At 63.5% G+C, this 17,547-nt stretch carries 16 protein-coding genes; 1 reads left to right on the plus strand and 15 read right to left on the minus strand.

Translation table 11 applies throughout. The annotated features are described in order from the left end of the window. Positions 1-77 precede the first annotated feature (77 nt). The 10 genes from C3F36_RS16345 to leuS all read right to left on the minus strand — a co-directional run bounded on the left by C3F36_RS16345 (position 78) and on the right by leuS (position 10,944). A complete protein-coding gene (locus C3F36_RS16345; protein ID WP_104455450.1) occupies positions 78-1,001 on the minus strand; it encodes a septal ring lytic transglycosylase RlpA family protein in 924 nt (307 codons plus the stop codon). Beyond that, entirely contained in the window at positions 943-1,941 is a 999-nt protein-coding gene (gene mltB / locus C3F36_RS16350; protein WP_104455451.1) for a lytic murein transglycosylase B, read from the minus strand. Before mltB ends, C3F36_RS16345 begins: the two co-directional genes overlap by 59 nt. After that, positions 1,941-3,044: a rod shape-determining protein RodA gene (gene rodA, locus C3F36_RS16355; protein WP_010673760.1), complete on the minus strand. Its 1,104-nt coding sequence runs from the start codon at positions 3,042-3,044 to the stop codon at positions 1,941-1,943. The genes mltB and rodA overlap by 1 nt, the downstream gene beginning before the upstream one ends. After that, entirely contained in the window at positions 3,041-4,954 is a 1,914-nt protein-coding gene (gene mrdA / locus C3F36_RS16360; protein WP_010673761.1) for a penicillin-binding protein 2, read from the minus strand. Before mrdA ends, rodA begins: the two co-directional genes overlap by 4 nt. Before the next feature lie 64 nt (positions 4,955-5,018). Next, positions 5,019-5,486: a 23S rRNA (pseudouridine(1915)-N(3))-methyltransferase RlmH gene (rlmH, locus tag C3F36_RS16365; RefSeq protein ID WP_005298242.1), complete on the minus strand. Its 468-nt coding sequence runs from the start codon at positions 5,484-5,486 to the stop codon at positions 5,019-5,021. 21 nt (positions 5,487-5,507) lie between these two features. Continuing rightward, positions 5,508-5,849 (minus strand): ribosome silencing factor, encoded by a 342-nt coding sequence (gene rsfS / locus C3F36_RS16370; RefSeq protein WP_010673762.1) that lies wholly within the window; start codon positions 5,847-5,849, stop codon positions 5,508-5,510. Positions 5,850-6,061: 212 nt separating this feature from the next. Next, positions 6,062-6,715: a nicotinate-nucleotide adenylyltransferase gene (gene nadD / locus C3F36_RS16375; RefSeq protein ID WP_104455452.1), complete on the minus strand. Its 654-nt coding sequence runs from the start codon at positions 6,713-6,715 to the stop codon at positions 6,062-6,064. Continuing rightward, the gene (gene holA, locus C3F36_RS16380) at positions 6,709-7,743 is read right to left on the minus strand and encodes a DNA polymerase III subunit delta (protein ID WP_104455453.1); all 1,035 of its coding nucleotides are present in this window, start codon (positions 7,741-7,743) and stop codon (positions 6,709-6,711) included. Before holA ends, nadD begins: the two co-directional genes overlap by 7 nt. Before the next feature lie 27 nt (positions 7,744-7,770). After that, positions 7,771-8,253 (minus strand): LPS-assembly lipoprotein LptE, encoded by a 483-nt coding sequence (locus tag C3F36_RS16385; protein WP_104455454.1) that lies wholly within the window; start codon positions 8,251-8,253, stop codon positions 7,771-7,773. A gap of 114 nt (positions 8,254-8,367) precedes the next feature. After that, the gene (leuS, locus tag C3F36_RS16390; RefSeq protein WP_104455455.1) at positions 8,368-10,944 is read right to left on the minus strand and encodes a leucine--tRNA ligase; all 2,577 of its coding nucleotides are present in this window, start codon (positions 10,942-10,944) and stop codon (positions 8,368-8,370) included. Between the two features lie 251 nt (positions 10,945-11,195). On the opposite strand from leuS, the gene C3F36_RS16395 reads away from it, so the two are divergent. Next, a complete protein-coding gene (locus C3F36_RS16395; RefSeq protein ID WP_104456074.1) occupies positions 11,196-11,684 on the plus strand; it encodes a zinc ribbon-containing protein in 489 nt (162 codons plus the stop codon). Positions 11,685-11,769: 85 nt separating this feature from the next. Here C3F36_RS16395 and lnt read toward each other — a convergent pair whose 3' ends face one another. From lnt to miaB, 5 genes are all read right to left on the minus strand, one after another. Next, positions 11,770-13,299, minus strand: a complete 1,530-nt coding sequence (gene lnt / locus C3F36_RS16400) for an apolipoprotein N-acyltransferase (protein ID WP_182954792.1) — start codon at positions 13,297-13,299, stop codon at positions 11,770-11,772. Positions 13,300-13,479: 180 nt separating this feature from the next. After that, on the minus strand, positions 13,480-14,361 hold the full coding sequence (corC, locus tag C3F36_RS16405; protein WP_010673769.1) for a CNNM family magnesium/cobalt transport protein CorC: 882 nt from the start codon (positions 14,359-14,361) through the stop codon (positions 13,480-13,482). A gap of 95 nt (positions 14,362-14,456) precedes the next feature. After that, complete coding sequence (gene ybeY / locus C3F36_RS16410) at positions 14,457-14,921, minus strand: rRNA maturation RNase YbeY (protein ID WP_039041101.1); 465 nt, start codon at positions 14,919-14,921, stop codon at positions 14,457-14,459. Next, positions 14,918-15,976 carry a PhoH family protein gene (locus tag C3F36_RS16415; RefSeq protein WP_010673771.1) on the minus strand — a complete coding sequence of 353 codons (1,059 nt, stop codon included), beginning with the start codon at positions 15,974-15,976 and terminating at the stop codon, positions 14,918-14,920. Before C3F36_RS16415 ends, ybeY begins: the two co-directional genes overlap by 4 nt. A gap of 50 nt (positions 15,977-16,026) precedes the next feature. Beyond that, positions 16,027-17,460 (minus strand): tRNA (N6-isopentenyl adenosine(37)-C2)-methylthiotransferase MiaB, encoded by a 1,434-nt coding sequence (gene miaB / locus C3F36_RS16420; RefSeq protein ID WP_104455457.1) that lies wholly within the window; start codon positions 17,458-17,460, stop codon positions 16,027-16,029. Positions 17,461-17,547: the final 87 nt, after the last annotated feature.

The following is a 17,547-nucleotide window of genomic DNA, read 5'->3' on the forward strand; positions in this document are numbered from 1 at the left end:
GAGATGCGACCTGGACGGGATTTTATGGGATGGCCCCCGACCTCGCGTCGTATCCCGGCGCGAGGTCGTGGCGGGCATCAGGGCACGATGAAGGCCTGCTCCAACCCACCCTGGCGTATCTGCTCGAGCAGGGGGGCCTGCTTGTCGCTGGCCACGGGCCCGAGCAGGACGCGGAAGACGGCGCCGTGCGCCACCACCTGGTACGGCACGCCATAGCGCTGGGTCATCACCTTGCCCATGGCCTCGGCCCGCGCCTGCGAGCCGCTGGCAAGCACCTGGATCATCTTGCCCTGGGTCGCACCGGCCTTGGGAAGAGAGACGGTGGTGGTCGCCGTGGCGGCAGGAGCAGGCGCGGCCTTGGCCGGTGCCGTGGGGGCCGGCGTCTCGTTGACGAAGGAATTGGCTGCTGGCGCCGCAGTCTCCATGGGCGTCATCGGGGTCATGGGCACCATCTCCACCATCTGATCCGGCTGATCGGTGATGAGTTCGAGGCGCACCCGGGCCTCACCCCCTTCCACCATCTCCAGCTGCGCGGCGGCGGCGTGGGAGAGATCGATGAGGCGATCGCTGCCGAAGGGGCCGCGATCATTGACGCGTACTATGGTCTCCAGACCGTTGTCCAGATTGGTGACCCGCACGTAGCTTGGCAGGGGCAGGTTGCGGTGGGCGGCGCTGAACAGGGTGCTGTCCTGCACGTCGCCGTTGGCAGTCTTGTTGCCGTCCAGATCCCGGGAGAGCCAACTGGCAGTGCCTTCCTCGCTGTAGTGCTTGATGTCGCGCCACACCTCAAACTTCTGCTTGCCGATCCAGTAGTCCCGGTTGCCGCTCTCGCTCATGGGTTCGGGGCGGGGAATGGCGCCGGTCGCCTGGGGGATCTCGATGACCTGGGGCTTCTCCTGGGGGACGGGCTCCGGCGGCAGCGGCTGGGGTTCGGGTTGGCTGCTACAGGCGGCCAGCAACAAGGTCAGGCTGAGGGGAAGAAGTTTGTGGCTGTAATGCATAAGCGTCCTGGATGGCTTGACTGAGTTGATGCACCGCCATCGCATAGAGAGGGCTGCGATTGTAGCGGGTGATCACGTAAAAATTGTGGCGCGCGACCCAGTATTCCGGTCCTTCGGCCTGCTCCATCGCCAGCAGTTTTACCGGCGTCTCGGGTGACGGCGGTGTGGCGACTTCAATGCCCGCAGCGGCCAGCTCTGCCCAGCGGTGTCTTAGCTCGGGCTCGGGTGCAAGCAGGGTACCTACTGGCGCCAATCCGATCAAGGCGGGCTCCACCACCGGCTCGCCCCAGCGCCAGTGGTGCAGGGCGAAGTAGTTGGCCACGCTGCCGATGGCATCTGCCGGGTTGGCGAAGAGATCCCGCTTGCCGTCTCCGTCGAAGTCGACCGCGTAGTGGCGGTAGCTGGAGGGCATGAACTGGCCCATGCCCATGGCGCCGGCATAGGAGCCCTTGAGATTGGTGAGCGGCCACTTCTCTTCCCGGGCAAGCAGCACCAGCTGGGCAAACTCCTTGGCGAAGAAATCCGCCCGTTCTGGGTAGTGGAATCCCAGGGTGTAAAGGCTGTCGAGCACCGGATGGCGGCCCATCTGTCGACCGTAAAAGGTCTCGATGCCGATGATGGCGACGATGAGGGAGGCGGGGACCTGGTAGGTCTGCTCGGCCCGTGCCAGGGTGGCGGCATGGCGCTGCCAGAATCCCACTCCGTCCCGGATGCGCTCCGGGGTGACGAACAGCGGCCTGTAGCGGTGCCAGGGCTTGGCTTCCCAGGGGCGGCGGATGGTGTCCAGCACCTCCTGGCGCAGGCTGGCCTGGGCGGCGGCGGCCTGCAACTCTGCCAGCGGCACCTGCTGCTGCTCGGCCAGCAGGCTGAGCCGGGCCGGCGAGACGGCAGCACTCGCCGTCAGGGTGCACAGAGATAGAGCCAGCCAGCCGAGCCGCATCAGGCGAGCAGCCGCCTGTGGGTCTGGATGGACATCAGAACGCCGAAGCCCGCCATCAGGGTCACCATGGAGGTGCCGCCGTAGCTCACCAGTGGCAGGGGAACCCCTACCACCGGCAGGATGCCGCTTACCATGCCCATGTTGACGAACACATAGACGAAGAAGGTCAGGGTCAGGGCGCCCCCCAGCAGGCGTTCGAAGCTGTTCTGGGCCTGCATGGAGATAAACAGGCAGCGGCTGATGATGTAGAGGTAGATGACCAGCAAGAGGGCCACTCCCACCAGACCGAACTCCTCGCTGAAGACGGCGAAAATGAAGTCGGTGTGGCGCTCTGGCAGGAATTCGAGCTGTGACTGGGTGCCTTGCAGCCACCCCTTGCCGAACACGCCGCCGGAGCCGATCGCAATCTTGGACTGGATGATGTGATAGCCGCGACCGAGCGGGTCCTTCTCCGGGTCCAGCAGCATCAGCACCCGCTGGCGCTGGTAGTCGTGCATCAGGAAGAACCAGAGTACCGGCATGAAGGCGCAGATGAGCAAGACCGCGAGCCCGATGAGCCACCAGCTGATCCCCGCCAGGAAGATGACGAAGAAGCCGGAAGCGGCCACCAGGATGGAGGTGCCGAGATCGGGTTGGGCCGCGATCAGCAGGGTGGGCAGCAGCACCATCACCAAGGCGATCATCACATGGCTGAACTTGGGCGGCAGGGAGTGCCGGCTGAGCCAGGCGGCCACCATGATGGGCATGGAGAGTTTCATCACCTCGGAGGGCTGGAACTTCATGAAGCCGAGATCGAGCCAGCGCTGGGCCCCCTTGCCGATATGGCCGAACACGTCCACCGCGATGAGCAGCAGCACCACCACCGCAAACAGGGGCACCGACCAGCGGGCATAGAGGGAGGGCGGCAGCTGGGCCATGCCGATCATCAGACCGAAGGCCAGGGCGCCGCGCACCAGCTGGCGCACGATGGAGTCGAGATCCTGGCCCGAGGCGGAGTAGAGCACCACCATGGAGAGGGCCATCAGGGTCAGCAGGCCGAGCAGCAGCGGCAGGTCGATGTGCAGCTTGTACCAGATGCTCTGCTGGCGGGCAGAATTACTCATTGGGAAACGACCTCACTCGGTTGGGACGGCTTTTCCGGTGCCGGTGGCAACTGGGGTTCCGGCGGCAGCAGATAGGCATCCAGCATGTGGCGGGCGACCGGTGCCGCCATGGCGCTGCCGCCCCCGGCGTTCTCCAGCACCAGGGCGACCACTGCCTTGGGTGCCTCGAAGGGGGCGAAGGCGACGAACAGGGCGTTGTCGCGGTGCTCCACCTTGGTGGTGGCCGCGTTGTAGACCTGGTTCTCCTTGAGGCCCACCACCTGGGCGGTGCCGGACTTGCCCGCCGCCTTGTAGGGGGTATTGGCGAAGGCGCGGCGCCCCGTCCCTTCGTGGCCGTTGATGACGCGCCACATGCCGTCCTTGGCCACCTGCCAGTAGGTATCGCTCTTGGCGGCGATGGCCACGTTCGGGTTGATGGGGGCGTTGACCACGCCATCGGAGGAGGCGGTGCTCTTGAGCAGGTGCGGCGTCACGTCGTGACCGTTCTGGGTCAGGATGCTGATGGCCTTGGCGAGCTGGATCGGGGTGGCGCTCCAGTAGCCCTGGCCGATGCCGATGGAGATGGTGTCCCCCTGGTACCAGGGTTGACGCCAGCGGGCCATCTTCCAGTCCCGGGAGGGCATGACGCCCCGGGTCTCTTCATAGAGGTCCACGCCGCTGTACTGGCCGAAGCCGAACTTGGTCATGTAGCTGTTGATCTTGTCGATGCCGACCCGGTAGGCGAGATCGTAGAAATAGGTATCCGCCGATACTTCGATGGCACGATAGACGTCGAGCCAGCCGTGGCCCCAGCGGCGCCAGTCCCGGAACTTCTTGGTGGTGCCCGGGATGGAGAAGCTGGGCCCGCCGAAGTAGCGGTAATTGGGAGTGATCGCCCCCTCGTTGAGCCCCATCACCGCCATCATGGGCTTGACAGTGGAGGCGGGGGCATAGATGCCCTGGGTGGTGCGGTTCACCAGCGGCCGGGCGGGATCGTTGAGCAGCGCCGAGTAGTTGGCGCTGGAGATGCCGGTCACGAACAGGTTGGGGTCGTAGCTCGGGCTCGATTCCATGGCCAGGATGGCGCCGGTGTTGGGCTCCATCATCACGATGGCGCCCCGGCGGCCGGCCAGCAGCTCCTGGGCTTTCAACTGCAGGCGGATGTCGATGTTGAGGTAGATGTCCTTGCCGGGCTCGGGGGGCTGGAATTTCAGGGTGCGCACCACCCGGCCGCGGTTGTTCACCTCGACCTCCTGATAACCCGCTACGCCGTGCAGCTGATCCTCGTAGTACTTCTCCACCCCCTGTTTGCCGATGTCCTTGGTGGCGGCATAGTTTGCGAGCTTCTCCTCCTTCTCGAGACGCTCCACGTCACGGGTGTTGATCTTGGCCACGTAGCCCAGGGCATGGGTGAGGGTGTCGCCGAACGGGTAGTAACGCTTGAGGTAGGCCTCGATGCTGGCCCCCGGGTAGTTGTGCTGGTTGACCGAGAAGAGGGCGACCTGGTATTCGGTCAGCTTCTCGAACAGGGGCACGGGCTTGAAGCGGCGCTGACGTTTGACCTCGGCCAGGAACTTCTCCTTGGTCCCCTCCGGCAGGGCCAGCAGGGTGATGAGGTCGTCCGCGGTCTTCTCCAGGTTCTCAGTCTCTTCGGGCACGATCTCCAGGCTGTAGACAGGGCGGTTTTCCGCCAGCAGGACACCGTTGGCGTCGTAGATGAGGCCACGGGGCGGCGCCACCGGCACCACACGGATGCGGTTGTCGTTGGATCGGGTCTGATAGGTTTCGTAAGACTCTACTTGCAGGTAGTAGAGGTTAGCCAGCAGCACCAGCATGAGGGTGACCATGCCGATGTAGGCGACCAGGGTGCGCCGGAAGAACAGACGTCCCTCGGCACTGTGATCGCGCATTTCAATGCGATTCTTCAGCATGCCGTTACCTTGTGGCTGACGTGCGGGTGAGAGAGGAGAAATGCATGCTCAGGGTCGGCATGGGTCACTCTCTGTGATAAGGGTGATTGGTGGTGATGCTCCAGGCGCGATAGAGGCTCTCGGCCACCAGTACCCGCACCAGGGGATGGGGCAGGGTCAGGGGCGAGAGCGACCAGCTCTGCTCCGCAGCAGCCTTGCACTCGGGGGAGAGCCCCTCCGGGCCACCCACCAGCAGCGCCACGTCCCGGCCATCCAGCTTCCAGGCTTCCAGTTGCACGGCGAGCTGCTCCGTGGTCCAGGGCTTGCCCGGAATGTCCAGGGTCACGATACGAGAGCGGCCGGCGGCGGCCAGCATGGCTTCCCCTTCCTTTTGCAGGATGCGGGGAATGTCGGCATTCTTGCCGCGCTTGCCTGCGCCGATCTCGACCAGCTCGAACGGCATGTCTTTGGGGAAGCGGCGACGGTACTCTTCGAAGCCATGCTCTACCCAGGCAGGCATCTTGGTGCCCACGGCAATCAACTGGATCTTCATCTTTGGTTACGCTGTCGCCCTTTATTGCGAATTGACCTGGGCGGCGCCGCTCCAGAGTTTTTCCAGCTGGTAGAAGTCGCGGTATTCATCCTGCATCACGTGGACGATGACCGACCCCATGTCCACCAGCACCCACTCACCGGTGAGTTCCCCTTCCACGCTCAGCAGGTCGAGCCCCGCATGACGGGCCTCGCTGGCGAGGTTGTGGGCGATGGCACTGACGTGACGATTGGAGTTGCCGGAGCAGATGATCATGGTGTCCGTGATGCTGGATTTGCCGCGCACATCGAGGGTGATGATGTCGCGGCCTTTCATGTCATCGATCTTGTCGACGATAAAGGCGAGCAATTCTTGGCCTTGCAATGTCTTCTCCTATCTTCCGGCGCCAGAGGGCGGCGGATTATATCATGGTCACTCCCGTTTCCCAGCCTGGCAAAGGGAGCATCGCCCGGGGAGCCGTCCCGTGGGGGAGGGGCCCCTTGACGATCACTATAGTGTGCAACCCGGCCTGGCAATAGTCAGGGCCGGGCCCGGTGCGCCCGGACGTGTCGGCTGACCCGCCTGCGTGGCGCCGTTTACTGCGTTGCCGATGAGCGGTAGAGCCCGTGGCGCCGGATATAGTCGGCGACCGGGTTGGGCAGCAGGTATTTGGGATCCTGGCCTGCCGCGAGCAGGGCACGCAGGCGTGTGGCCGACAGCTCGACGGGCAGGTTGTCACAAAGCCAGACATGACCGTGGCGCTGGCGATGGAGATCCTGAATGTCCCGGGTCTGGTGGCGGGCCAGCAGCTCGGCCACCTGGACGGGATAATCCGGTTGCCAGCCTGGGCGGCAGCTCACCACCAGATGGGCGTAATCGAGCAGCTCCTGCCAGCGGTGCCAGCCCGGCAGGCCGAGCAGGGAATCCATCCCCATCAAAAAGCAGAGCGGGGTGTCCGGCAGCTCGCTCCTCAACTCGACAAGGGTGTCGATGGTCCAGGAGGGAGTGTCGCGCCTGAGCTCCCGCTCATCCACCACGAATCCTGGGTTGTCCGCCGCAGCCAGCGCGACCATGGCGAGTCGCTGCTCGCTGGAGCAGAGCGGATTGGCCCGGTGGGGCGGGATATGGTTCGGGAGCAGGCGCACCTCGGCCAGACCCAGGGCGTCCCGTGCCTCGATGGCGGGCCTCAGGTGGCCGATGTGAATGGGATCGAAGGTGCCGCCGAGGATCCCGATGGGCGGTGTCAGCATGATTCCGTCTCCAGCAGGGGGAGCGGGGTACCGTCACGAAAGCCGAGGGCGATGGTTTGCAGCATCAGCCAGGCCTGTTCGGTGTCGAAATGGCGCTGGGCATGGTCCAGCTGGGCCATCAGTTGCCAGAGTTGCCGGATCTTGGGGAAGGGAAGCCGGGTCAGCGCCTGCTGGATGAGCTGCTGGCGGCTCTGCCAGATGCGCAGGCGGCTGAAATGCTCCACCAGGGGCTGTCCGGCGCGGGCGGCCAGCGCCAGCTCGGTGAGCTGCTCCAGTTCGCGGCACAGGGTCCAGGCCAGCATGCCGGGTTCGGTGCCCTCGGCGCGCAGGGCCAGCAGGATGCGCTGGGCCCGGTTCACCTTTCCTTCCAGCAGGGTATCGACGAGCTGGAAGGGGGTGAAGTGGGCGTGGCGGATGATGGTCTCCTGCAGATAGGCGACGCTGATGGGCTGGGGCGGGGAGAGCAGGGTCAGCTTCTCGATCTCCTGGCTCGCGGCCAGCAGGTTGCCCTCGTAGGAGTGGCACATGAAGTTGACCGCATCCGGCAGCGCCTTGAGGCCGAAGCGCTGAAAGCGGGCGCTCATCCAGCGCGGGAAGAAGCGGGGTTCGGGGTGGTTGACCGGCACATAGGTGCCGCTCTGGCTCAGCTTGTCGAACCAGGCCGCCTTCATCTGGGTCTGGTTGAGGCGGGGGCCCGAGAGCACCAGCAGCAGGTCGGGGTGGAGCTGCTTGCCAATGTCGCTGATGCGGGCGGCGAGATCCTTGTCGATCTTGGCGGACAACTCCAGCTCGATGATCTGGCGGGCCGAGAACAGGCTCATGGCCTGGCAGGCATCGTAGACCTGGTTCCAGTCCAGTCCCTGTTCCACCACGAAGCTGTGGCGTTCATCGAAGCCCTGTTTGCGTGCCACCTGACGCACGGCGTCGACAGCTTCCAGTTTGAGCAGGGGCTCGTCCCCAAAAATGAGATAGCAGGGCTTGAGCCCTGCCTTGAGATGATCCGCAAACTGCTCGGGATAGACTCTCATCAACACCCTCTCATCAAGATACGCGCATCAGAACTTGACCTGACTGAGCTGGCGAATAACCAGGTTGGCTGCCTGCTCCTGCATCTCCTTGCCCAGCTGCTCCTGCTCGCGGGAGGAGGCGAGTGCCGCATCCGGCTTGTTCAGGAAGCTGCGGTTGAAGGTGATGGGGAAGACCTGGGTCGGTTTGCCCGGCATGACCACGGTGAACTGGGTGCTGTAACTCAGCAGGTATTCGCGGTCCTGGCCGATGGAGTCGACGGAGGCGACCTGGCTGCGGCTACGAACCCCGGCCAGGGTCAGCACCGGGATGCCCTCCTTGTCGGCGAGTTCGACGCCAGCGGCCTTGAGACGGGTGGTGACCAGTCGGTAGAAGTCGCTCTTGTTGTCACCGACCACTTTCATGGTCATCAGCTCGGGGGGAATGGCGGTGCCCCGCATCTGAAAACCGCAGGCCTGCAGCAGCAGTCCTGCCAGCACGATGGCCATCCAGCGCGTGAAGATGGTGTCCATAAAAAATCCTCTTTGCATGAAGGGAAGAGCGGCGGGCGCAGGGCCCGCCGTCATCATCCGTGTGTCGTCAGCCCCTGGCGGCCAGACCGTCGGCCGCCGCCAGGGGAGGCATCATCAGTTGGCCACGATGTTGAGCAGTTTGCCCGGCACGTACACGACCTTGCGCACGGTCAGACCGTCGGTGAACTTCTGTACGGACGCATCGGCCATGGCCAGCTTCTCGACGTCGGCCTGGCTTATCTCGGCCGGCACGGTCAGCTTGCCGCGCATCTTGCCGTTGATCTGCACCACCACCAGCTTCTCGGTCTCGACCATGGCCGCTTCGTCAGCCACCGGCCAGGCCGCGACATCGATGTCCCCTTCCTTGCCCAGCATCTTCCACAGCTCGAAGCCGATGTGCGGGGTGATGGGGTAGAGCATGACCACGACCGCTTCCAGCGCTTCCTGCATCAGGGCGCGATCCTGAGCGTCGCTACCCAGTTTGGCCAGGTTGTTCATCAGCTCCATGATGGCAGCGATGGCGGTGTTGAAAGTCTGACGGCGACCCACGTCGTCGCTCACCTTGGCGATGGTCTTGTGCAGCTCGCGGCGCACGGCTTTCTGGTCGCTGGTGAGGGCGGCGACGTCCAGTGCGGCAACGGCGCCACCGGATACGTGCTCGAAGGTGATGCGCCACAGGCGACGCAGGAAGCGCTGGGCACCCTCTACGCCGGAGTCGGACCACTCCAGGGTCATCTCGGCCGGAGAGGCGAACATCATGAACAGACGGACGGTATCGGCGCCGTAACGCTCCACCATCAGTTGCGGGTCGATGCCGTTGTTCTTGGACTTGGACATCTTGGTCATACCGGAGTGCATCACCTCACGACCTTCGTTGTCGATGGCCTTGGTGATGCGACCCTTGTCGTCACGCTCCACCTTGACGTCGAGGGGGCTGACCCAGACGTTGCCGCCCTTCTCATCCTTGTAGTAGAAGGCGTCAGCCAGCACCATGCCCTGGCAGAGCAGACGCTTGAACGGCTCGTCGCTGTTCACCAGGCCCGCATCGCGCAGCAGCTTGTGGAAGAAGCGGGCATAGAGCAGGTGCATACAGGCGTGTTCGATGCCGCCGATGTATTGATCCACCGGCAGCCAGTGGTTGGCAGCAGCCGGGTCCAGCATGCCCTTGTCGTAGTCCGGGGAGCAGTAGCGGGCGTAGTACCAGGAGGACTCCATGAAGGTGTCGAAGGTATCGGTCTCGCGGAACGCTTCCTGGCCGTTGTAAGTGGTCTTTGCCCACTCGGCATCGGCCTTGATGGGGCTCTGGATGCCATCCATCACCACGTCTTCCGGCAGCAGTACCGGCAGTTGATCTTCCGGGGTCGGCACCACGGTACCATCCGCCAGGGTCAGCATGGGGATGGGAGCGCCCCAGTAGCGCTGACGGGAGACACCCCAGTCGCGCAGACGGTAGTTGACGGTGCGCTTGCCCTTGCCGAGCCCTTCCAGCTTGTTGGCGATGGCATCGAAGGCACCCTGGAAGTCGAGGCCGTCGAACTCGCCGGAGTTGAACAGCACGCCCTTCTCGGTATAAGCCGCTTCGCTCACGTCGACGTCACCATCAACCGGCTTGATGACAGGCTTGATCTCGAGGCCGTACTTGGTGGCGAATTCGTGGTCACGCAGGTCGTGACCCGGTACCGCCATCACGGCGCCGGTGCCGTAGTTCATCAGCACGAAGTTGGCGACCCAGACCGGCACCTTGCGGCCATCCAGCGGGTGAATGGCGTAGAGGCCGGTGGCCATGCCCTTCTTCTCCATGGTGGCCAGTTCAGCCTCGGCTACCTTGGTGTTCTTGCACTCTTCGATGAAGGCGGCCAGCTCCGGATTGTTCTGGGCTGCTTGCAGCGCCAGCGGGTGACCGGCGGCGATGCCCACATAGGTCACACCCATGAAGGTGTCCGGACGGGTGGTGTAGACCTCGAGGTGCTCGGCCTGACCGTCGATATTGAAGCTGATGTTGACCCCTTCGGAGCGGCCAATCCAGTTGCGCTGCATGGTCTTGACCATCTCCGGCCAGCCTTCCAGATTGTCGATGTCGTTCAACAGCTCTTCGGCGTAGTCGGTGATCTTGATGAACCACTGGGGGATCTCTTTCTGCTCCACCGGGGTGTCACAGCGCCAGCAGCAGTTGTCGACAACCTGCTCGTTGGCCAGTACGGTCATGTCGTTCGGGCACCAGTTGACGGAGGAGGTCTTCTTGTAGACCAGGCCCTTCTCGTAGAGCTTGGTGAAGAACCACTGCTCCCAGCGGTAGTAGTCCGGCTTGCAGGTGGCCAGCTCCCGATCCCAGTCATAACCCAGACCCAGCATCTTCAGCTGGTTCTTCATGTATTCGATGTTTTCGTAGGTCCAGGGAGCCGGCGCCGTGTTGTTCTTGATGGCGGCGTTTTCTGCCGGCAGGCCGAAGGCGTCCCAACCTATGGGTTGCAGCACGTTCTTGCCATTGAGCCGTTGATAACGGGAGATCACATCACCTATGGTGTAGTTGCGAACGTGCCCCATGTGTAGACGACCAGACGGATAGGGGAACATGGAGAGGCAGTAGAACTTTTCCTTGTCTACTTTCTCCACCGCCTTGAAGGTTTTCTTGGCATCCCAGTGCTTCTGCACTGCTGGTTCTATGGATTGGGGAACGTATTGCTCTTGCATTGGTGACATCCGGATCTGTGAAATGAATAGATAAAACGGCTGGGAAATCCCGATAGAATACCCATATCCTGCGGCGGCAACAACCGCCAGCATCCGCCCGGTCTCGGGCCAGGTCAGGTACCCGCGAGGATTTGCAGCGCCGCAAGAGCCGCGAGAGTCGCAACGAAGTGAGAATGGCAACCGCCGCCCGTATCCGCCGAGCCCGAGGTCAGGGTCTGGCTCGATCGGGATTCAGCAGAGGAGTGATGGCCATGGACAAACGTCGACAAGGGTATGAAGCCTTTATCGCCCAGCTCAAGAAGCAGTGGGAAGAGACGGAAGCGTTTCAGGGAGAGCGCCTCAACCGGATGATCGCCAAGGTGCAGGCCTATCTGGAGGCGGCCGGGGATCTGACCCAGGACGAGCTGGCGCTGATCGCCGAGTATGTGAAGCGGGATCTGGGCAACTATGACGAAGGGCGCAAGGATGAGCAGGTGGAGGAGTCCGCCTTCATGCTGGCGCTCAAGGACACCGCCTGGTCCTGGCTGGCGGACGTGACCGACCGCACCCAGGTGGAGTGGCAGGAGTTGGCGGACGAGCTGGAACACAAGGGGGGCTACCGGGCGGGGGACTGGGTGGGACTCGGGGTGCTGGTGTGCGATCACTGCGAGTGGCGCCATACCGTGCTGCACCCGGAGCAGCTTGGCACCTGCCCCGAGTGCGGGGCCGATGAATATCATCGCGAGCCGCTGTCTCCTTGAGCCGCCAGACTGTGCCAAGCCATAAGCCAAACCATAAAAAGAGGCGCCCAAGGGCGCCTCTTTTGTTTATCGGCGTTGTGTGGTATTAGCCCTTGCGTGCCCAGGGGTGGGCGCGGGGGCGCAGCCACAGGGCCAGCCCCAGCAGGGCGGCGGCCAGGCCATACATGGGCCAGCTGCCAAAACGCAGATAGGGGGTCACGCCGTGAGCGGGGCGTACCTCGGCACGCAATACTCCAGCCTCGAACTGCGGGATCTGGGCGATGATGCTGCCGTCTATCTCGGTGACGATGGTGATGCCGGTGTTGGTGTCGCGCAGCAGCGGGCGGGCCAGCTCCAGGGCGCGCATGCGGGCGATCTCCATGTGCTGCCAGGGGCCGATGCTGGTGCCGAACCAGGCGTCGTTGGAGACGGTCAGCAGAAAGTCGGTATCCGGCTGCACGTTGCGGCGCACCTCGTCCGGGAAGATGATCTCGTAACAGATGGCGGCTGCAAACTTGAGCCCCTTGGCGATCAGGTTCGGCTGCACCTCGTCACCCCGGCTGAAGGAGGACATGGGCAGGTTGAAGAAGGGGGCGATGGGACGCAGCAGATCTTCAAAGGGTACGAACTCGCCGATGGGCAGCAGGTGGTACTTGTAGTAGCGGTTCTTGTGCTCGTAGTAGTAGGACTCCTTGCCTTCTGCATCCTGCACCCCCATGCCGAGCACGGTATTGAAGAAGCGCTGCTGTTTCAGATCGTAATGGATGATCCCCGCCAGCAGGCCGGTGTCGTTCACCTTCATCGCCTTGTCCAGGCTCTCCAGATAGGTACCCATCTCCTTCTCGATGGCCGGGATGGCGGACTCCGGCCAGACGATGATGTCGGCATCCTGGTTCTCGCGGCTGAGATCCTGATACTTGCGCACGGTCGGCACCAGGGCCTCCGGATCCCACTTGAGGGACTGCTCGATGTTGCCCTGCACCAGCGCGACCTTGACCGGTTCACCCCGGGTCACCCAGTTGAGCTGCATCAGCCCCTGGGCGGCGCCCACCAGGGCGACGGGGAGCAGCAGCCAGGCCGGCTTGCGGTGTTGCCATACCAGCCAGAGGGCGGAGGCGGTGAGCAGCAGAGCGAGGGTGATGCCCTGCACCCCGAGAAGGGGAGCGAAGCCCTTGAGGGGGCCGTCTATCTGGGTGTAGCCGAACCAGAGCCAGGGGTAGCCGGTCATCACCCAGCCCCGCAGCCAGTCGGCCATCAGCCAGAGCGCCGGGAAGGCGAGCAGCCAGCGGCTCCAGTGGCGGCCGGCAAAGAAGCGGGCGAAGAGCCAGCAGGCCAGGGTCGGGTAGAGGGAGAGATAGGCGCAGAGCCCGGCCAGCAGCACGAAGGCGGCCGGCAGCGGAATGCCGCCAAACTCCGTCATGCTGACGTGGATCCACCACTGCCCGGGCAGGAACAGACCCATGGCGTAGCCGAAGCCGCGCCAGGCTGCCTGTTTGGGGGTGGCCTTGTCCAGCAGGGCGTAAAGGCCGAGCAGGGAGGGGATCACCAGGGGCCAGTAGCCGAAAGGGGAGAAGGCCAGCACGGCGATGGCGCCGCTGGCAATGGCAAACAGGCTGGTCAGGAGTTTCGATTTCACGGGGGATCGGGGCTCGAATTGGACTGAATGAAAACACAATGGCCGACATCTTAACCGCAAACCGGGTCAACGGCGAGCCTCGCGGTCGGCGTGGGCCAAGTGGCGGTCGCGCGGCGGGAGGGAGGCAAAAAAAGCGCCCCTGACGAGAGGGGCGCGGGATGTGCGTGGTGCTGGGCGGGATCAGGACTCCGGCTGCGCCGCCGCATGATGCTCGGGGATCTTCACCTGCAACTGTTGCAGGCGACGGCGATCGGCGTGCATCACCTTGAACAGGTAGCCGTCGAGTTCGATCTCTTCACCCTTCTTGGGCAGGTGGCTGAAGGCGTGCATCACCAGACCGCCGACGGTGTCCACCTCTTCATCGCTGAACTGGGTGCCGAAGAAGTCGTTGAAGTCCTCGATCTCGGTCAGCGCGCTCACCGAGAAGACCCGCTTGCTGATGCGGCGGATCTCTTCCGGCTCGTCCTCGATGTCGTCGAACTCGTCGTCAATCTCGCCGACGATGAGCTCCAGAATGTCCTCGATGGTCACGAGACCAGAGACACCGCCAAATTCGTCCACCACGATGGCCATGTGGTAGCGCTCTTCCCGGAACTCCTTGAGCAGGCGATCGACCCGCTTGCTCTCCGGCACGATCACAGTGGGACGCAGGATCTTCTCCAGCTGGAGTGGTTCGCTGGCATGCTGGCCGCCAAAACCGAACGGCAGCAGATCCTTGGCGAGCAAGATGCCCTCCACGTGATCCTTGTCTTCGTTGATCACCGGGAAGCGGGAGTGGCCGGATTCGATGATGACCGGCAGGAACTCGTCCACCGGCTGGGACTTCTCGATGGTCACCATCTGGGAGCGGGGGATCATGATGTCACGCACGCGCAGCTCGGCAATTTCGAGCACGCCCTCGATCATGTCCTTGGTGTCCTGATCGATGAGGTCCCGCTCTTCGGCATCGGCGATGACCTCTACCAGATCGTTGCGGTCTTTTGGCTCGCCCTGGAAGAGTTGGCTGAGTTTGTCGAGCCAGGTTTTCTTCGGCGAGCCGGTACTAGGGTGATCGTCGGTCATTTTCTCTCTTGGTTACTCGTATGAACACACTTGAAATCGTTGTGGCTATATGAGGATGGGCATCGGCTGTTTCAAGACGATGACCATCCGGTTCGTTACTCTTCGTCGTTCAGATAAGGATCGGCGAAGCCCAGTTCCTGCATGATGTCGCGCTCGAGCTGCTCCATCTCTTCGGCTTCCTCGTCCTCGATATGGTCATAACCTAGCAGATGCAGACTGCCATGCACAACCATGTGAGCCCAGTGGGCCATCAGGGGCTTGCCCTGTTCGACGGCTTCGGCCTCGACCACCTGGCGGCAGATCACCAGATCCCCGAGCAGGGGCAGCTCGAGACCCGGCGGCGCCTCGAAGGGGAAGGAGAGCACGTTGGTGGGCTTGTCCTTGCCACGATAGGTGTGGTTGAGCTCGCGGCTCTCCGCCTCGTCCACCAGACGCACCGTCACCTCGGCCTCGGGCTGGAAGCCCAGAATGGTGCCGTCGAGCCAGCCTTGCAGCTGGGCCTCGGTCGGCAGGCCGTCCGGGCTGGCGCAGGCCAGTTGCAGATCCAGGGTCACGCTCATTGGGCACTCTCTTTGCTGGTGTTCTCGTTGCGGGGAGTGGCTGCGCTCTTCTCGGCCGCCTGCTGGGCATCGAATGCCTCGTAGGCCTGCACGATGCGGGCCACCACGGGATGGCGCACCACGTCCTTGGACTCGAAGAAGTTGAAGGAGAGGCCATCGACCCCCTGCAACACCTCCAGGGCGTGGCGCAGACCGGATTTGGTGCTGCGAGGCAAGTCCACCTGGGTGATGTCGCCGGTCACCACCGCCTTGGAGTTGAAGCCGATGCGGGTCAGGAACATCTTCATCTGCTCCGTGGTGGTGTTCTGGGCCTCGTCCAGGATGATAAAGGCGTCATTCAAGGTTCTGCCTCGCATGTAGGCGAGCGGTGCCACCTCGATGACGTTGCGCTCCATCAGCTTCTCCACCCGTTCGAAGCCCAGCATCTCGAACAGGGCGTCGTAGAGGGGGCGCAGGTAGGGGTCCACCTTCTGGGAAAGATCGCCGGGCAGGAAGCCGAGCTTCTCACCGGCTTCCACCGCCGGGCGGGTCAGCAGGATGCGGCGGATCTCCTGGCGCTCCAGGGCATCCACGGCGGCGGCCACGGCGAGATAGGTCTTGCCGGTCCCGGCGGGCCCGATGCCGAAGCTGATGTCGTGGCGCACGATATTGGCGATGTACTGGGCCTGGTTCGGGCTGCGGGGCTTGATGAGACCGCGCTTGGTCTTGACCGTGACCTCCTTGCCATACGGCAGGGAAGGGGCGGGTTCGTCGTCCTGCTCCAGCACGCGGGACTCCTGCACCGCCAGGTGCACCATCTCGGGGGTGATGTCGCTCACCTTGCTCCCCTTGAGGGGCTGGGTTTCCACATAGAGGTGCTTGAGGATGACGGCAGCCGCCTCCACCTGGGCCTGCTTGCCGATCACTTGGAAGTGGTTGTCCCGGTAGCTTATCTCGATGCCGAGACGGCGCTCCAGCTGCTTGAGGTTGTCGTCAAAGGGTCCGCACAGGCTGGCGAGGCGCTGGTTGTCGGCGGGTTCCAGATGCAGATTCAGGGTGGAGATGTGTCGGCTCAAGGTGTCCTCTTATCGGTTGTTCCCCCGCCACGGGGCGGGGGAGAGAGTCATCAATGGGGTCTGAAGGCCGCAACGCCCAGATCATCGGGCACGTTGTCAGGACGACGGGCGAGGATCTCGCTCGGGGCCGTGGCGATGCGCAGGTTCATTTCGTCCTCGCCGCGGATGAAGCGGCCGCGCAGGGAGTAGGGGCGTACGTCGGTGATCTCCACGTCGGCGAAGCCGCCGATGAGGCGGTGCGGCCCCTCGAAGTTGACCACCCGGTTGTTCTCGGTGCGGCCACTGAGCTGCATGGGATCCATCTTGGAGGGCCCCTCCACCAGGATGCGCTGCACCGAGCCCAGCATGGCGCGGCCGATGAGCATGGACTGGTGATTGATGCGGTTTTGCAGTCGGGTCAGGCGGGCCTTCTTCACTTCCATGTCGACGTCATCGGGCAGGTCCGCGGCCGGGGTGCCGGGGCGCGGGCTGTAGATGAAGCTGAAGCTCATGTCGAAGTTGATCTCCTCGATGAGTTTCATGGTGGCCTCGAAGTCTTCGTCCGTCTCGTTCGGGAAGCCGACGATGAAGTCGGAGCTCATGGTGATGTCGGGACGCACGGCGCGCAGGCGGCGGATCTTGGACTTGTACTCCAGCACGGTGTGCGGGCGCTTCATCATGGTCAGGATGCGATCCGAGCCGCTCTGGATAGGCAAGTGCAGGAAGCTGACCACCTCGGGGGTATCACGATAGACCTCGATGATGTCGTCGGTGAACTCGACCGGGTGGCTGGTGGTGTAGCGAATGCGGTCGATGCCGTCGATGGCAGCCACCAGGCGCAGCAGTTCGGCGAAGGTGCAGACCTCCCCGTCGAAGGTCGGCCCCCGGTAGGCGTTGACGTTCTGGCCGAGCAGGTTCACTTCGCGCACCCCTTGCTGGGCGAGCTGGGCGATTTCATAGAGCACGTCATCCAGCGGTCGGCTCACCTCCTCGCCACGGGTGTAGGGCACCACGCAGAAGGAGCAGTACTTGGAGCAGCCTTCCATGATGGAAACGAAGGCGGTCGCCCCCTCGGCACGGGGTTCGGGCAGGTTGTCGAACTTCTCGATCTCGGGGAAGGCGATGTCCACCTGGGCACCGCGCCCCTCCTGCACCTGCTTGATCATGGTCGGCAGGCGGTGCAGGGTCTGGGGTCCGAAGACGATGTCCACATAGGGCGCCCGGCTGCGCAGGTTCTCCCCTTCCTGGGAGGCGACGCAGCCGCCCACCCCGATCACCAGCCCCGGTTTTTTCGCCTTGAGCTTCTTCCAGCGACCGAGCTGGTGGAACACCTTCTCCTGGGCCTTCTCGCGGATGGAGCAGGTATTGAGCAGCAGGACATCGGCTTCTTCGGGTTCGTCGGTCAGCGTGTAGCCGTTGCTGGCATCCAGCAGGTCCGCCATCTTGGACGAGTCGTACTCGTTCATCTGGCAGCCCCAGGTCTTGATATGAAGTTTCTTGCTCATTGCTTCTCGTGACTGGTTTTGAAATCGGCAGGGTCAAAGGACCGGCCATTTTACTCCGCAATCCCGGTGCTGACCAGTCTGGGGCCG

This window comes from Aeromonas sp. ASNIH2, from assembly GCF_002934795.1.
Taxonomy (GTDB): Bacteria; Pseudomonadota; Gammaproteobacteria; order Enterobacterales; family Aeromonadaceae; genus Aeromonas; species Aeromonas caviae.

Bases quoted from the DNA above. Each gene is read 5' to 3' on its own strand.
- mltB (WP_104455451.1), bottom strand. From the start codon at position 1,941: ATGCGGCTCGGCTGGCTGGCTCTATCTCTGTGCACCCTGACGGCGAGT.
- corC (WP_010673769.1), bottom strand. From the start codon at position 14,361: ATGACCGACGATCACCCTAGTACCGGCTCGCCGAAGAAAACCTGGCTC.
- C3F36_RS16345 (WP_104455450.1), bottom strand. From the start codon at position 1,001: ATGCATTACAGCCACAAACTTCTTCCCCTCAGCCTGACCTTGTTGCTG.
- holA (WP_104455453.1), bottom strand. From the start codon at position 7,743: ATGAGAGTCTATCCCGAGCAGTTTGCGGATCATCTCAAGGCAGGGCTC.
- miaB (WP_104455457.1), bottom strand. From the start codon at position 17,460: ATGAGCAAGAAACTTCATATCAAGACCTGGGGCTGCCAGATGAACGAG.
- C3F36_RS16395 (WP_104456074.1), top strand. From the start codon at position 11,196: ATGGACAAACGTCGACAAGGGTATGAAGCCTTTATCGCCCAGCTCAAG.
- rodA (WP_010673760.1), bottom strand. From the start codon at position 3,044: ATGAGTAATTCTGCCCGCCAGCAGAGCATCTGGTACAAGCTGCACATC.
- nadD (WP_104455452.1), bottom strand. From the start codon at position 6,715: ATGCTGACACCGCCCATCGGGATCCTCGGCGGCACCTTCGATCCCATT.
- rlmH (WP_005298242.1), bottom strand. From the start codon at position 5,486: ATGAAGATCCAGTTGATTGCCGTGGGCACCAAGATGCCTGCCTGGGTA.
- ybeY (WP_039041101.1), bottom strand. From the start codon at position 14,921: ATGAGCGTGACCCTGGATCTGCAACTGGCCTGCGCCAGCCCGGACGGC.
- C3F36_RS16385 (WP_104455454.1), bottom strand. From the start codon at position 8,253: ATGGACACCATCTTCACGCGCTGGATGGCCATCGTGCTGGCAGGACTG.
- leuS (WP_104455455.1), bottom strand. From the start codon at position 10,944: ATGCAAGAGCAATACGTTCCCCAATCCATAGAACCAGCAGTGCAGAAG.
- mrdA (WP_010673761.1), bottom strand. From the start codon at position 4,954: ATGCTGAAGAATCGCATTGAAATGCGCGATCACAGTGCCGAGGGACGT.